This is a genomic window from Herbaspirillum sp. alder98 (assembly GCF_020179755.1).
GTDB lineage: Bacteria > Pseudomonadota > Gammaproteobacteria > Burkholderiales > Burkholderiaceae_D > Herbaspirillum.
In genome coordinates this window covers 847,995-862,880 of the sequence record NZ_JAIUCY010000001.1, presented here as the reverse complement: position 1 = coordinate 862,880, position 14,886 = coordinate 847,995, and the positions used below count along the sequence as shown (strand labels likewise).

At 63.7% G+C, this 14,886-nt stretch carries 10 protein-coding genes; 7 read left to right on the top strand and 3 right to left on the bottom strand.

Annotation, left to right across the window (positions count from 1 at the left end; genetic code table 11):
- The first annotated feature begins 5 nt into the window (after positions 1-5).
- Positions 6-518 carry a hypothetical protein gene (locus tag LBW87_RS04010; protein WP_225200131.1) on the top strand — a complete coding sequence of 171 codons (513 nt, stop codon included), beginning with the start codon at positions 6-8 and terminating at the stop codon, positions 516-518.
- A 142-nt stretch (positions 519-660) separates the two neighbouring features.
- A complete protein-coding gene (locus LBW87_RS04005; RefSeq protein ID WP_225200130.1) occupies positions 661-1,386 on the top strand; it encodes a class I SAM-dependent methyltransferase in 726 nt (241 codons plus the stop codon).
- A gap of 179 nt (positions 1,387-1,565) precedes the next feature.
- On the opposite strand, the gene glnE is transcribed toward LBW87_RS04005, so the two are convergent.
- Complete coding sequence (gene glnE, locus LBW87_RS04000; protein ID WP_225200129.1) at positions 1,566-4,280, bottom strand: bifunctional [glutamate--ammonia ligase]-adenylyl-L-tyrosine phosphorylase/[glutamate--ammonia-ligase] adenylyltransferase; 2,715 nt, start codon at positions 4,278-4,280, stop codon at positions 1,566-1,568.
- Between the two features lie 252 nt (positions 4,281-4,532).
- Here glnE and LBW87_RS03995 point away from each other — a divergent pair, with 252 nt between their 5' ends.
- The 4 genes from LBW87_RS03995 to aroG all read left to right on the top strand — a co-directional run bounded on the left by LBW87_RS03995 (position 4,533) and on the right by aroG (position 12,767).
- A complete protein-coding gene (locus tag LBW87_RS03995) occupies positions 4,533-8,819 on the top strand; it encodes a YhdP family protein (RefSeq protein ID WP_225200128.1) in 4,287 nt (1,428 codons plus the stop codon).
- 60 nt (positions 8,820-8,879) lie between these two features.
- A complete protein-coding gene (locus LBW87_RS03990) occupies positions 8,880-9,686 on the top strand; it encodes a carbon-nitrogen hydrolase family protein (protein WP_225200127.1) in 807 nt (268 codons plus the stop codon).
- A 69-nt stretch (positions 9,687-9,755) separates the two neighbouring features.
- Entirely contained in the window at positions 9,756-11,216 is a 1,461-nt protein-coding gene (tldD, locus tag LBW87_RS03985; protein WP_225200126.1) for a metalloprotease TldD, read from the top strand.
- A gap of 480 nt (positions 11,217-11,696) precedes the next feature.
- Positions 11,697-12,767: a 3-deoxy-7-phosphoheptulonate synthase AroG gene (aroG, locus tag LBW87_RS03980; protein ID WP_225200125.1), complete on the top strand. Its 1,071-nt coding sequence runs from the start codon at positions 11,697-11,699 to the stop codon at positions 12,765-12,767.
- Between the two features lie 71 nt (positions 12,768-12,838).
- Here aroG and LBW87_RS03975 read toward each other — a convergent pair whose 3' ends face one another.
- The gene (locus LBW87_RS03975; protein WP_008115096.1) at positions 12,839-13,324 is read right to left on the bottom strand and encodes a YajQ family cyclic di-GMP-binding protein; all 486 of its coding nucleotides are present in this window, start codon (positions 13,322-13,324) and stop codon (positions 12,839-12,841) included.
- Positions 13,325-13,449: 125 nt separating this feature from the next.
- On the opposite strand from LBW87_RS03975, the gene murB reads away from it, so the two are divergent.
- On the top strand, positions 13,450-14,469 hold the full coding sequence (gene murB / locus LBW87_RS03970) for a UDP-N-acetylmuramate dehydrogenase (protein ID WP_225200124.1): 1,020 nt from the start codon (positions 13,450-13,452) through the stop codon (positions 14,467-14,469).
- A 72-nt stretch (positions 14,470-14,541) separates the two neighbouring features.
- On the opposite strand, the gene LBW87_RS03965 is transcribed toward murB, so the two are convergent.
- Positions 14,542-14,856, bottom strand: a complete 315-nt coding sequence (locus LBW87_RS03965; protein WP_225200123.1) for a pyrimidine/purine nucleoside phosphorylase — start codon at positions 14,854-14,856, stop codon at positions 14,542-14,544.
- Between the last annotated feature and the right edge of the window lie 30 nt (positions 14,857-14,886).

Genomic DNA, 14,886 nt, shown 5'->3' with positions numbered 1-14,886 from the left:
ACGTAATGTCAGCATCGTCATTTCAAGTGCATCGCCTGGCCGCCAAACTGGCGTTGATCGGCGCGGTTACCCTGTCGCTGTCCGCTTGCGATTACATCGGCAGTTTTTCCAAGCCCAAGCAGACGCCCGAAGAAGCCAAGGCCGAAGGTATCGCGCTGGGCGCCGGTTGCCGTCAGGCTGGGCAGTCGCTGGAAGACTGTTATACCCGCAATCCCGAGGCCCTGAAGGCGGGTATCTTCGCCGGCTGGAAGGACATGCACGAATACATGGCCGCCAAGAATATCCAGAACTCGACGCCGCCCGCGCCGCCGACCCCGGCGCCGGAAGCGGCCAAGGACAGCAAGGACGGCGCCGCCCGTGACAGCAGTCGTGCCCGTGAACGTGAGCGTGACAGCAGCCGTTCGCGTGAGCGCGAAAGTTCGTCTTCGTCATCATCTTCGCGTGACTCGGCCTCATCGTCGTCTTCGCGTGACAGCAACCGCGCCAGCCGCGACGAAAAGCCGACGCCCAAGTATTGATCTGAGTCAGGCGCGACGGGCGGCCGGACTTGCCCTGCGCCAACCGGCCCGGTAACATCCGGGTCCGACGCCCCGCATGCGGGGCATTTTTGTTGTGCGCCGGTGGGGGACATTGCCGCGCTGTCAGACCATCAATGGATCAATGAAACCACAATCGACGCCGCTGCCACCACACGTACCTGAAACTGCCTTCGGCATCTGGTTCCTGCGCACTCCGACCTGGACCCAGCACGTGCTGGAGCGCGCCTTCAAGGATCTCGAACCCTTGATCCCGGCGCGCCGCGACAGTTATCCGGTGGTGGCCGATGTCGGTTGCGGCTGGGGCCGTTCGCTCAAGAAGCTGCATGACCGCTTTGCCCCGCAGCGCCTGATCGGCATGGACATCGACCCCGAGATGATCGCGGCGTCGCGTGCCGAAGTCGAAGGCAGCGGCATCCGGGCCGAATTCATCCAGTGTTCCAGTTCACAGATGACGCTTGAAGACAATAGCGTTGACCTGCTGTTCTGCCACCAGACCTTCCATCACCTGATCGAGCAGGAAGAGGCGATCGCCGAGTTCTATCGCGTGCTCAAGCCGGGCGGCGTGCTGCTGTTTGCGGAGTCGACCAAGCGTTATATCGACTCATGGATCATCCGCTTGCTGTTCCGTCATCCGATGGAAGTGCAGAAGACCGCTGAGCAATACCTGGCGCTGGTGCGCAGCGCCGGCTTTACGGTGGCACCGGAGTCGGTCTCTTACCCGTTCCTGTGGTGGAGCCGCGAAGACCTGGGCATCATGGAACGCGTGTTCAAGATCAAGCCGCCAGCGGTGCGCGAAGAGACGCTGATCAATCTGGTGGCCGTGAAGCCGCTGGTGGCCACCAATTAAATAATTAACGTTCCCCGTCATCCTGACGAAAGTCAGGACCCAGCGACTTTTAGCGGTCATCGAGACGCAACAAACGCCACTGGGTACCGGCCTTCGCCGGCACGACGAGATATTTATAACGCTATCGCCGTCATCCTGACGAAAGTCAGGACCCAGCGACGTTATAGGGCGTCCCCTCTCTACTGCCCGAACACCTGCTGCCACAAGTCGATCACGCAGGCGCGTTCGTGCTCCACCCGCACGCCGTCGATATGCGCCCGCTCCGAGCCTTGCAGCCGGATCTGGTGCTGCAAGCGGCGGAAGATGCGATAGGCGTTGGCGGTCTCGGCCGCCATGGTCGTCTCGATCAGCCCCAGTTGCGCGGTCAGCTTGAGCAGCGCGATGTTGCCGATGTCGCCGGTCAACTGCGGATAGTCGTGGGCGTAGCGCAGCACCAGGTATTGCACCATGAACTCGACGTCGATCATGCCGCCCTGGTCGTGCTTGAGGTCGAACAGGGTAGTGCGGTTGGGGTGCGCCTCGCGCATGCGGCGCCGCATCGACAGCACTTCCTCTTCCAGTCGTGCCACATCGCGCGGCTGTCGCAGCACCCGCTCGCGCAAGGCTTCGAAGCGTTCGCCGATGGCGGCGTCGCCGGCGCAGAAGCGGGTCCGGGTCAAGGCCTGGTGTTCCCAGATCCAGGCGGAATTGAGCTGGTATTTCTCGAACGAAGCCACCGACGACACCAGCAAGCCGCTGGCGCCGTCCGGGCGCAGCGCGACGTCGATGTCGAACAGCGTGCCGGCGGGCGTGTGGCTGGTCATCCAGGTAATGAAGCGTTGCGCCAGCTTGGCGTAGTGGGCCGGCGCTTCCTGGTCGTCATCGTCATACAGAAACACCAGGTCCAGGTCGGACACATAACCCAGTTCCTTGCCGCCCAGCTTGCCGTAGGCGATCACCGCGAAGCGCGGGACCTCGCGGTGGCGCTGGGCGATGGTCTGCCAGACCGCCTTGACGGTGACGTCGACCAGGATATCGGCCAGCGCCGAGAGTTCGTCGGCCAACTTCTCGACCGACCAGTCGCCTTCCAGGTCCTGCGCCAGCAGGCGGAACAGCTCGCTGTGGTGCAACTCGCGCAGGATATCCATCTGGCGTTCGGTGTCGCCCGGCGCAGTATCGAGCTGGCGCTGGCAATTGGCGGCAAAGGCGACCCAGTCGGACGCCGCCTTGAGGTTGCGGTCGTCCAGCAGTTCATCCAGCAGGATCGGGTGCTGGGTCAGGTAGGTGGCGGCCCAGCCGCTGGCGCCGATCATGCGCACCAGGCGTTTCAGGGCATGCGGATATTCGGTCAGCAGGGCCAGGTAGGCGGCGCGGCGGGCGATGGCATCGAGAAAGTCGAGCAGCCGCGTCAACGCCGGAAGGTGGTCGTAGTGCAGCGCCGAAATCAGGGGCAGGGCGGCATTGATGAGCGTATTGAGGCGCAGGCGGCTCTGTTCCGGCAGGCTTTGCATGCGCGGCGATTGCCATAACAGTTCCAGTCGCTTGGCCGCCGCGGCGATCTCGCCGGCGGGAAAACCCACCAGTTGCAACGCGTCGCTGATGGCTTCAATGCCATCGGTGTCCGACAGGCCCGGCGCTTCGTCATCGGTCTCGCCGCCCTGGCGATCATTGAAGATGGCGTCGAACTGGCGCGCCACCACCAGGCGGTGCGCCTCCAGCGCCTGCAGCAGGGCCGCGCTGTCGGCCAGGCCCATCATCTGCGCCACCAGCAGCAGATCGTCCGGATTGACCGGCAGCGTATGGGTCTGGGCGTCTTCCAGGTATTGCAGGCGATGTTCGAGGTCGCGCAGGAAGGTGTAGGCCGCCAGCAGTTCTTCCACCACGTCCGGCGCCAGCAGGTCCTTGTCGGCCAGCGTGCGCAGCGTGGCGCGAGTGGAGCGGTCGCGCAGGTCGGGGTCGCGGCCGCCGCGGATCAGCTGGAACACCTGGCTGGCGAATTCGATCTCGCGGATGCCGCCGCGCCCCAGCTTGACGTTGTTGCTGCGGTCCGGATGCAGCGCCTCCTGGCGCTTGACCTCGGCCCGGATCTGCGCGTGCATCGAACGCAGCGCATCGATCGAGCCGTAGTCCAGGTAGCGGCGGAAGATGAATGGGTGGCTGATCGCTTCGAGCGCGACGATATCCTCGGCCTCGCCGGTCAGCGCGCGGGCCTTGGTCCAGGCATAGCGCTCCCATTCGCGGCCCTGGCGGATCAGGTATTCCTCGACCATGTTGAAGCTGGCCACCAGCGGCCCCGAATTACCGTTGGGCCGCAGCGCCATGTCGACCCGGAAGGTGAAGCCGTCTTCGGTAATCTCGGCCAGCGCGCCGATCAGCTTCTTGCCCAGGCGCACGAAGAACTCGTGGTTGGACAGCGACTTCTGGCCGTCCCCGGCCCGGGTGTCGCCGTCCTCCGGATAGACGAAGATCAGGTCGATGTCGGACGAGACATTGAGTTCGCCGCCGCCCAGCTTGCCCATGCCCAGCACGATCATGTGCTGCACCCGGCCCGATTCCTCGCCGATGGGCTCGCCATAAAGGGCGCATTGCTCGACCATCAGCGCCTGCAGGTGCGTCTGTACCGCGAAGTCGGCAAAGGCGGTCATGGTCGCGACCACCTCGGCCAGGTCGGCCCGGCCACTGAGGTCGCGCTCGATCAGGGTGCATATCACCAGATTGCGCAGGCGCCGCATGGCGCCGTTGAGGCTGGCGCCACCGGCCAGGTCGGCCTGCACCCGGGCCTCGAAGTCGGCGCGTACCAGTGGCGCCGCGGCGACCTGCGTGACCAGCGCCGGGCGGCTGTCGTCGGCCAGGGTCCAGCGGGTGAAGTAGCGTGAAGTCTGGGCGCTGACGAGGGAACGGGGCGTTTTGGTCATCGAAGTGAGGTGAAAAACATGTGTAAAAGAAAGAAAATCGCCCGCCAGATCGCTACAGCAATGGTCGTGACGTCCGAAAATCAGTTTGTGCGGCAACCTCGGCGAAGTCACCCGAGAAGTGCGGCCAATTTTATCCCCGGTTTTTAAACTTATGCGGCGCTACCGGTTCATAGGCGATGGCAAGGGCATGTTTTCCATGCGATCATGGCGTCCGCGCGAATTATTCCACACTAGGTTGTCCATTTCATTTTGATGCAAGAAGAACAACGTCAAGCCGCATCGAAATCACCCCGTTGGGCGCTGTGCTGGCGGATCGCGCGAGGCAGCTACTTCAAGCTCAACCGGGCTTCGCACCATGTGCTGGGCTTCACCCTCAAATTCCTGCTGGTCGCGTACTTCGTCTTCTGCGCCCTGTTTCTGGGGCTGCGCTACGCGGTGCTGCCCGAGATCAGTCACTACAAGCCGCAGATCGAACGCATGGCCTCCAGGGCCGTCGGTCGCGCCGTCACCATCGAGCAGGTCCAGGCATCCTGGAGCGGCCTGCGGCCGCAACTGGCGCTGGCCAACATCACGGTGCATGACGCCCAGGGCCAGCCGGCCCTGACCCTGCCGCGGGTCAATGCCACGCTGTCATGGAGCAGCGTACTGGTCGCCGGGCTGCGGCTGGAGAACCTGTCCATCGAGCAGGCCGACCTGGCGATCCGGCGCGATAGCGCCGGCCGGCTGGACGTGGGCGGCATTCCGGTGCCGGCGGGTGGCGACGGCAGCACCCTCGACTGGCTGCTGTCGCAACGCGAGATCGTCATCCGCGCCAGCCGTGTGCGCTGGCACGACGAGCTGCGCAATGCGCCCGAACTGACGCTGGACGACGTCAACCTGGTCTTGCACAACAGCTGGCTGCGTCATCGCCTGTCCCTGCGCGCCGTGCCGCCGGGCAACATCGCCGCACCGCTGGACGTGCGCGCCGACTTCACCCACCCCGCCTTTTCCCGCCGCATTTCCGACGTCAGTCGCTGGAAAGGCACCCTGTATGCCGACCTGCGCCAGACCGACCTGTCGGTGTGGCGCGCGTATGTTGACTATCCGTTCGAGATCCTGCGCGGCACCGGCTCGGTGCGCGCCTGGCTGGCATTGGACCAGGCCAAGGTGGCCAATTTCACCGCCGACCTGGGCTTGAGCGATTTCAGCGCGCGCCTGTCGCGCCAGCTCGAGCCGCTTACCCTCAAGCGCGTCAACGGCCGGATTTCGGCCAGCGAAATCCTGGGCGCCTCGCCGGTGGAGGGCGTGCCGACCTTCGGCGCCAACGGCCACAAGGTCAGCCTGACCGACTTTTCGATCGAGATGCCGGATGGTTTCGTGTTGCCCGCCACTTCGCTGGACGAAAGCTATGAAGCGGCCACCCCGCTCAAGCCCGAGCGCACCAGCGTCAAGGCCAGCCACCTGAACCTGGAAGCGTTGTCGCAACTGGCCGCACGCCTGCCGCTGGCGCCGTCGCAACGCAAGTTGCTGGATGACCTGGCGCCGCGTGGCGACTTGCACGACTTCACCGTGCAATGGCAGGGGACCTATCCCGAGCTGAGCTCGTACCGGATCCAGGGACGCTTTTCGCAACTGGGCCTGAAGGCGCAGTCGAGCCATGTCAGCAGCAGCGTGGCGCGCGAGCGCAAGTTGACGGCGCAGCAGAGCGCACCGGCGCAATGGGCTGCCTTGCCGGGCTTCGACAACCTCTCGGGCAGCATCGATGCCACCGAGAAGGGCGGCACCCTGCGGCTGGACGCGAGGGACTTCGGCGTGCAACTGCCAGCGCAGATGTTTGCCGAGTCGCGCATGCCATTCGATCGCCTGACCATGGATGCGCACTGGCAGTACCAGAAAGACCAGACCCTGCTGTTCGAAGTGGATGACCTCGATTTCGCCCAGCCGGGCGTGGCCGGACGCTTGCGCGGCAAGCACATCAAGCCGCTGCAGGGCACGGCGCCGGGGACGGTCGACGTGACCGGCGAATTCTCGACGTTCGATATCAAGACCCTGCGTCGCTATCTGCCGCAACACATGAACGAGGGCGCCCGTCACTGGCTCACCGAAGGCCTGGTCGATGGCACCGCCCGCAATGTGCAGTTGCGCATCAAGGGTGATCTGGCGGACTTGCCTTTCCAGCCGCTGAAGGAAGGCGACAAGCCGCGCGGTGAACTGACCGTCAACGGCGACTTCGACGGGCTCAAGGTCAACTACACCCCGGGGCATCTTGACCGTGACGGCAGCAGCCCCGAGTGGCCGCTGCTTGAAGAGGGGCGCGGCAAGTTCAGCCTCGACCGCGCGCGCCTTGAAATCAAGGCCGACTCGGCGCGCAGCCTGGGCGCCCGGCTGGGACCGGTGACCGCGCGGGTGGCCGAGCTGGTGTCGCACGATGCCGCGCTCGAGATCGACGGCGTGGCCAATGCGCCGATGCCGGTTTTCCTGCAATACGTCAACCATAGCCCGGTAGCCCGCTGGACCGGCGACGTCATGCAACAGAGCAGCGCCAGCGGTGATGGCCGGCTTGAGCTGCGTTTCCGGATGCCGCTCAACCATGCGATCGATACCACGGTGCAGGGCGCGTTTCACTTTGCCGGCAACGATGTCGATCTGTTGCCGACCTTGCCGGTGTTCTACCGCACCGGCGGCAAGGTCGAGTTCAACGAGCATGGTTTCACGCTCAATGGCGTGCGCGGCCAGTTCCTGGGCGACAACGTGGCGCTGAGCGGCGGCACCCAGCGCGACGGCAGCAGCCTGGTGCGGTTGGACGGCGCGATCAATATCGAGATGCTGCGTCGCCAGTACAGCGAACCATCGATGCAGCGCCTGCTGGCACGCATGGAGGGCGGAGCGCGTTATAGCGCCACGGTGCAGGTGCGCGGGCATCGTCCGGAACTGGTGGTCGAATCGAACCTGGCCGGCCTGGCGGTCAACCTGCCTGCGCCCTTGAACAAGGCCGCGGGCGACAATCTGCCCATGCGCTTCGACCTGCAGCCGGTGGCGTCGAGCGACCCGCTGGTGGAGCGCGAAGAAATACGCGTGGCACTCGGTTCGGCCATTGCCTCGCGCTACCTGCGTGAACGGGTGGTGGCGCGGGCCGGCGACTGGCGCGTCACCAGCGGCGGTATCGGCTACGGCCAGCCGGTGCCGACGCCGGCAGCCGGGCTCAAGCTGGCGCTGGCCACCGAACGCCTTGATCTCGATGCCTGGCGCGACTTCAAGAGCGAGATCGAGGGCCAGGATGCCGGCGCGGGCGGCAACGGCAATCGCCTGGCCAGCAGCGATATCACCCAGTACCTGCAGCCCGACGCGGTATCGGCGCGGGTGGGCGCACTGACGCTGATGGGCAAGCAGCTGGATGGCCTGATCCTCAATGCGACACATCAGAAGAATGCGTGGCAGATCAATCTCGAATCGCAGCAGGCCAGCGGCACCATTACCTGGGAAGAGCCGGGCGGCAGGCGGGGGCCGGGCAAGGTCAGCGCGCAACTGTCGTCGCTGGTGATTCCGAAGGGACACGAACCGGCTGCAGCGTCTACCGCCACCGCGACCGGCGGTGCCACGGCCGATAACAATGCCCAGATGCCGGCGCTCGACATCCGCGCCGAGCGTTTCGAGCTGGCCGGCAAGAAACTGGGACGACTCGAACTGGCGGCCAACAACATGGTTACGGCGGTCGGCCGCGAATGGCGCATCGAGCGCCTGCTGTTGTCCAGCGCCGATGCCGAACTGCGCGCAGCCGGCAACTGGATGGCATTCGGCCGCAACAACACGACCAATGTCACCTATGCACTCGATATCCATGATGCCGGCAAGCTGCTGGAGCGATTCGGGTATTCGGGCACGATCCGTGGCGGCCAGGGCAAGCTGGATGGCGACCTCAGCTGGAAGGGCCTGCCCTATGCGCTGGATATCCCCAGCCTGTCCGGCCAGGTGCACCTGGATGTGCACGCCGGCCAGTTCCTGAAGGTCGATCCGGGGGCGGCCAAGCTGCTGGGCGTGCTGAATCTGCAGGCGCTGCCGCGCCGCCTGACGCTGGATTTCCGCGATGTGTTCTCCGAGGGCTTTGCCTTCGACAATGTGTTGGGCACGGCCGCCATCAAGGGCGGCATCGCCACCACCGATAATCTCAAGATGACCGGCGTGACCGCCTCGGTACTGATGAACGGCTCGGCCGACATCAATCGCGAGACGCAAGACCTGCACGTGGTGGTGATCCCCGAGATCAACCTGGGCACCGCTTCGGTGGTGGCCATGGCCGTCAATCCGGTGATTGGTGTCAGCACCTTGCTGGCGCAGCTGTTCCTGCGCAGCCCGGTGATGAAGTCGCTCACTTTCGAATACAAGGTCAGTGGCGCCTGGAGCGATCCGGTGGTGGTCAAGCAGGGGCAGGTGGCGCCGGTGGACGGTGAGCGCGCCCGCGAGCTGCTCGACGGCAAGCGATCAGGCCCGGCCGCGCCAGCCAAGACCGTACCGGCCGCGCCGCGCCGCGAGATCGGTCCGATTCCCAATGCCGGGGCCTGAACTGCGCTTGCGGTCGCTTTGCGCGATACTGGCTGCCACTCCGTTTTTACGAGACACGACATGACCCAGCCCTTCAAGATAGCCGCGATCCAGATGGTCTCGACCCCGGAGGTCGAGCAGAACCTAGAGAGCGCCGCACGGCTGGTGGGCCAGGCGGCAGCGCAGGGCGCCCAATTGGTCTTGTTGCCCGAATACTGGCCCATCCTGGGGCGGCACGAACGCGACAAGCTGGGCCACGCCGAAACCGATGCGCCTGGTCCGATCCAGTCATGCATGGCGCAGCTGGCGCGCCAGCACGGCGTGTGGCTGATCGGCGGCACCCTGCCGATGGTCGCCAGCAGTGCCGACAAGGTGCTCAACACCTCGCTGGTCTTTGACCCCCAGGGCCAGCGCGTGGCGCGCTACGACAAGATCCACCTGTTCAATTTTTCGCGCGGCGAAGACAACTTCGACGAGGCCCGCACCATCGAGCATGGCAGCCAGGTCGCCACCTTCGAGGCGCCGTTCGGCCGGGTCGGGTTGTCGGTCTGTTATGACCTGCGCTTTCCCGAGCTGTACCGCGCCATGGGCGATTGCGCCCTGATCGTGATGCCGGCCGCCTTCACTTACACCACCGGCCAGGCGCACTGGGAATTGCTGCTGCGCGCCCGTGCCATCGAAAACCAGTGCTACGTGCTGGCCTCGGCCCAGGGCGGCTTGCATGTCAATGGACGGCGCACCTGGGGCCACAGCATGCTGGTCGATCCGTGGGGCGAGGTGGTGGCGGTATTGCCCGAAGGCGAGGGACTTGTGATCGGCGACATTGACCCCCATCGTCTACAATACGTCCGGGAGAGTTTGCCGGCATTGCGCCACCGCAAGCTTTGAGGGCGATTTGCCCAATGCCAACGTTTTTATCGGCGCCGGTTCCGGCCGACGCCATTGCCAGAAGACACCATGAAATTATTTGAACCGAATATGGGCGCGTTGCAAGTCGCGCGCGACGTGCTGCTGACGCCTTTCGGGTTGGACGAGTCGGCCCTGCTCAAGGCGCTGGGCAGCATGTTCAGCCATAAGGTCGACTATGCCGACCTGTACTTCCAATTTACCAAGAGCGAAGGCTGGAGCCTGGAAGAAGGCATCGTCAAGACTGGCAGCTTCTCGATCGATCAAGGGGTGGGCGTGCGTGCGGTGTCGGGCGACAAGACCGCATTTTCCTATTCCGACGAAATCTCCGAGCGTGCCCTGATGGAAGCGGCCGCCGCCACGCGCAGCATTGCGCGCCAGGGCGCTGGCCGGGTCAAGGTGGCCGGCTCGATGATCCCGGCAGGCAGCCGCGCGCTGTATCTGCCGCACGATCCGCTCAATTCGCTCGATGCCACCGCCAAGGTCAAGCTGCTGGAGCGCGTCGAGCGCATCGCCCGCGCCAAGGATCCGCGCGTGGTGCAGGTCATGGCCAGCCTTTCCGGCGAGTACGACGTGGTGCTGGTGGCGCGTGCCGATGGCGTGCTGGCCGCCGACATCCGCCCGCTGGTGCGGGTATCGGTCACCGTCATCGCCGAACAGAATGGCCGTCGCGAGATCGGCAGCAGCGGTGGCGGCGGTCGTTACAACTATGCCTATTTCACCGATGACCTGCTGGAGCAATACGCCTCCGAAGCAGTGTCCGTGGCGCTGGTCAACCTCGATTCGCGCCCGGCCCCGGCCGGCCCGATGACGGTCGTGCTCGGCCCCGGCTGGCCCGGCGTGCTGTTGCATGAAGCGATCGGCCACGGCCTGGAAGGCGATTTCAACCGCAAGGGATCGAGCACCTTCTCGGGCCGCATCGGCGAGCGCGTCGCGGCCAAGGGCGTGACCGTGGTGGACGACGGCACCATCGCCGACCGCCGTGGTTCGCTCAACGTCGACGACGAGGGCAACGCCACACAATGCACGACCCTGATCGAGGACGGCATCCTCAAGGGCTACATGCAGGACACCATGAATGCGCGCCTGATGAAGATGCCGGTGACCGGCAATGCGCGTCGCGAGTCGTTTGCGCACCTGCCGATGCCGCGCATGACCAACACCTACATGCTGGCCGGCGATCGTCACCCGGAAGAGATCCTGGCGTCGGTCAAGAACGGTCTGTATGCGGTCAACTTCGGCGGCGGCCAGGTCGATATCACCAACGGCAAGTTCGTGTTCTCGGCCAGCGAGGCCTACATGATCGAAGACGGCAAGATCACTTACCCGGTCAAGGGCGCCACCTTGATCGGCAACGGTCCCGACGTGCTCAACCGGGTGTCGATGATCGGCAATGACATGCGTCTCGATTCCGGCGTGGGCGTGTGTGGCAAGGAAGGCCAGAGCGTGCCGGTGGGGGTGGGCCAGCCTACCTTGCGTATCGATGGCGTCACCGTAGGTGGCACCGGCTGATCGATTGCCGCAGATGCACGTTGAGCAGAAACCGTCGGTTGTCCCGGCGGTTTTTGCTTTTCAGGGGCACTATTTGTAGCTGCGCCACAATTGATTTCACCGGTATGCACCAACAATGGATGCATGTGCCATGGTTTTTTATTGTGTTTATGACGTTTAGATTATCGTATTAAGAGTAATTTATTCATTTTCAATTTGGTTAATGAATAATTTGTGTGAAAACGTCCCATTTAAGCAATTCGGCTTGTCGCTTGCCAAATGTGGAGATTTGTAGCACTATCACCGAATACCGTTTTAACCATAACGATAGCCATGTCTTTGTTCCGCGCTTATTTCTTTTACTTTTACTTTAGCTATTCCAGCCCCACGGCGGTGAAAAGCGGTAAGCGTTCGTAAAAAGACAAAACCGAATTTCTAAAAAAACCGCCCGTGATGGCGGTTTTTTTTTGGTCGATTCCAAGAGAGCAAACTGGAGAAAAAATGCCGCGCACTGACGATCTTCGTATCCGAGAAATGAAAGAACTGCTTCCTCCTTCGCATTTGATCCGCGAGTTTGCCTGCTCCGAAAAAGTGGAAAACACCACTGCCGAGGCACGCACCGCATTGCATCGCATACTGCACGGCCAGGATGACCGCCTGATGGTGGTGATCGGGCCCTGCTCGATCCACGACACCAAGGCCGCCATGGAATATGCGCGTCGCCTGGTGGTCGAGCGTGAACGCCACAAGGGCGAGCTCGAGATCGTCATGCGCGTCTATTTCGAAAAGCCCCGCACCACGGTGGGCTGGAAGGGCCTGATCAACGATCCGTACATGGATAACAGTTTCCGCATCAACGATGGCCTGCGCGCGGCCCGCGAATTGCTGCTCAACATCAACGAGCTGGGTCTGCCGGCCGGCACCGAGTTCCTCGACGTGATCAGCCCGCAGTACATCGCCGACCTGATCAGCTGGGGCGCGATCGGCGCCCGTACCACCGAGTCGCAGGTGCACCGCGAACTGGCGTCGGGACTGTCGTGCCCGGTCGGTTTCAAGAACGGCACCGATGGCAACGTCAAGATCGCGGTTGACGCCATCAAGGCCGCATCGCAGCCGCACCATTTCCTGTCGGTGACCAAGGGCGGCCATTCGGCCATCGTCTCCACCGCCGGCAACGAGGATTGCCACATCATCCTGCGCGGCGGCAAGGTGCCCAACTATGACGCCGCCAGCGTCGATGCCGCCTGCCAGGATATCGCCAAGAGCGGCCTGGCAGCGCGCCTGATGATCGATGCCTCGCACGCCAACAGCTCGAAGAAGCCGGAGAACCAGATTCCGGTGTGCGCCGACATTGGCGTCCAGGTCGCCGCCGGCGATACCCGCATCGTCGGTGTCATGGTCGAATCGCACCTGGTGGCGGGGCGCCAGGATCTGGTGCCGGGCAAGGAACTGGTCTATGGCCAATCGGTGACGGACGGTTGCATCAACTGGGAAGAAAGCCTGCAAGTGCTCAAGGGCCTGGCTGACTCGGTCAAGCAGCGCCGTCTGGTCGGTGAACGCAACGCGGCCTGATTGCGCGATGCATGAAAAAAGCGCCGGCAGATCTGAAATCTGCCGGCGCTTTTTTTTAACGGGCGACCAGATCAGTCGCGGAAGTTGTTGAATTCCAGCGGCAGGTCCTTGATCTCCTTGCGCAGCAGCGCCATGGCCGCCTGCAGGTCGTCGCGCTTGGCGCCGGTGATGCGCACGGCATCGCCCTGGATGCTGGCCTGCACCTTCATCTTGCTGTCCTTGACGACGCGCACGATCTTCTTGGCATCATCGCTCTCGATGCCGTTCTTGACCTTGATCACCTGCTTGACCTTGTCGCCGCCGATCTTCTCGATCTTGCCTTCATCGAGGAAGCGCACGTCGACGTTGCGCTTGGTCATCTTGTTGGTCAGTACATCGCGCACCTGGCTGAGCTGGAAGTCGGAATCGGCGAAGGCGGTCAACTCACGCTCTTTCTGCTCGACGCGGGCATCGGTGCCCTTGAAGTCGAAGCGGGTGGTGATTTCCTTGTTGGCCTGTTCGACGGCATTCTTGACCTCGACCAGGTTGGCTTCGCAGACGGTATCGAAAGAGGGCATGGCTTTATCCTTATATTGTTGCGGCTGGCCGGAAGGGCCTGCGTACCAGCGAGATTTTAACGGACTGTGTCGCGTCCCGCCATCGTCGACTGGCGCTTGGCGCCAGCGGCTATAATCGCGGGCTTATGTTTCCGATCCCTCTGCAGCGCGACTTTTCGTTGCGCACCCTCAATACGTTCGGCATCGATGCCCGCGCGCAGGTCTACGTCGCCGTCGATGGCGTCGATACCCTGCGTGCCGTGCGCGCCAATCCTGAACTGGCGGGCCTGCCGCGCCTGGTGCTGGGCGGCGGCAGCAATCTCCTGTTTGTGCGCGATCATCCGGGCCTGGTGCTGCACATGCGCAGTCGCGGCATCGAAGTGGTCGGCCAGGACGACGACTTCACCTATGTGCGCGCCGCCGCCGGCGAGAGCTGGCACGGGCTGGTGCAATGGACGCTGGCGCAGGGCCTGGGCGGGCTGGAAAACCTGTCGCTCATTCCCGGCAGCGTGGGCGCCGCGCCGATCCAGAACATCGGCGCCTACGGTATCGAGATCAAGGACCGATTCCATTCGCTGAGCGCATTCGATTTCGTCAGCGGCGAATCGATTCAGCTCGATGGCGCCGCCTGCCGCTTCGGCTACCGCGACAGCGTCTTCAAGCACGCGCTGCGTGACCGTGCAGTGGTGCTCGACGTGACCTTTGCGTTGCCCCGGCGCTGGCAGGCCAACGCCGCCTACGCCGACGTGGCGCAGGCGCTGGCCGGCATCGCAGAACCGGGCCCGGCCGATATCGCCGCGGCCGTCATCGCCATTCGACAGCGCAAGCTGCCCGACCCGGCGCAGATCGGCAATGCCGGCAGTTTCTTCAAGAACCCTATTGTCGAGGCCGCATTGCGCGATGGCCTGGCGGCACAGCACGCAACGCTGGTCAGTTATCGCCAGCCCGACGGCAGCTACAAGCTGGCAGCCGGCTGGCTGATCGATCAATGCGGCTGGAAGGGCAGGTCGCTGGGCGCGGCCGGCGTGTACGAGAAGCAGGCGCTGGTGCTGGTCAATCGCGGCGGCGCCAGCGGCGCCGAGATCGCCGCGCTGGCCGAGGCGATCCGGCAGGATGTGCATGGCAGGTTCGGCGTCTGGCTGGAGCCGGAACCGGTGTTTGTTTAATCTGATAAAACAGACGAGCATGAAAAACGCCGGCATCTGCCGGCGTTTTTCATTGCATGACCGCGCCAGCGGTCAGCCGTAGTGGCATACGTAATCCACCGTTTCGGTGACTTCGATATCGAAGCTCGAATTGGCGGGAACGCTGAACTGGGTGCCGGCGCCATAGGTGTTCCATGCTTCTTCGCCCTTGAGCCGCACGCGGCAGCTGCCGCCGACGATTTCCATGATCTCGGGCGAGGCGGTACCGAAGTTGAGCGACGACGGCAGGATCACGCCCAGCGTCTTCTTGGTGCCATCGGCCAGCAGCACGGTGTGCGAGACACACTTGCCATCGAAATAGACATTGCCCTTCTTGAGGACGGTGACGTTGTCGAACTGAGTGCTCATCGAATTTCCTGATCGGTTGGGTTGACGGCG

Excerpts from the sequence above, each read along its gene's own strand:
- LBW87_RS04010 (WP_225200131.1), top strand. The coding sequence starts at position 6 with ATGTCAGCATCGTCATTTCAAGTGCATCGCCTGGCCGCCAAACTGGCG.
- LBW87_RS04005 (WP_225200130.1), top strand. The coding sequence starts at position 661 with ATGAAACCACAATCGACGCCGCTGCCACCACACGTACCTGAAACTGCC.
- glnE (WP_225200129.1), bottom strand. The coding sequence starts at position 4,280 with ATGACCAAAACGCCCCGTTCCCTCGTCAGCGCCCAGACTTCACGCTAC.
- LBW87_RS03995 (WP_225200128.1), top strand. The coding sequence starts at position 4,533 with ATGCAAGAAGAACAACGTCAAGCCGCATCGAAATCACCCCGTTGGGCG.
- LBW87_RS03990 (WP_225200127.1), top strand. The coding sequence starts at position 8,880 with ATGACCCAGCCCTTCAAGATAGCCGCGATCCAGATGGTCTCGACCCCG.
- tldD (WP_225200126.1), top strand. The coding sequence starts at position 9,756 with ATGAAATTATTTGAACCGAATATGGGCGCGTTGCAAGTCGCGCGCGAC.
- aroG (WP_225200125.1), top strand. The coding sequence starts at position 11,697 with ATGCCGCGCACTGACGATCTTCGTATCCGAGAAATGAAAGAACTGCTT.
- LBW87_RS03975 (WP_008115096.1), bottom strand. The coding sequence starts at position 13,324 with ATGCCCTCTTTCGATACCGTCTGCGAAGCCAACCTGGTCGAGGTCAAG.
- murB (WP_225200124.1), top strand. The coding sequence starts at position 13,450 with ATGTTTCCGATCCCTCTGCAGCGCGACTTTTCGTTGCGCACCCTCAAT.
- LBW87_RS03965 (WP_225200123.1), bottom strand. The coding sequence starts at position 14,856 with ATGAGCACTCAGTTCGACAACGTCACCGTCCTCAAGAAGGGCAATGTC.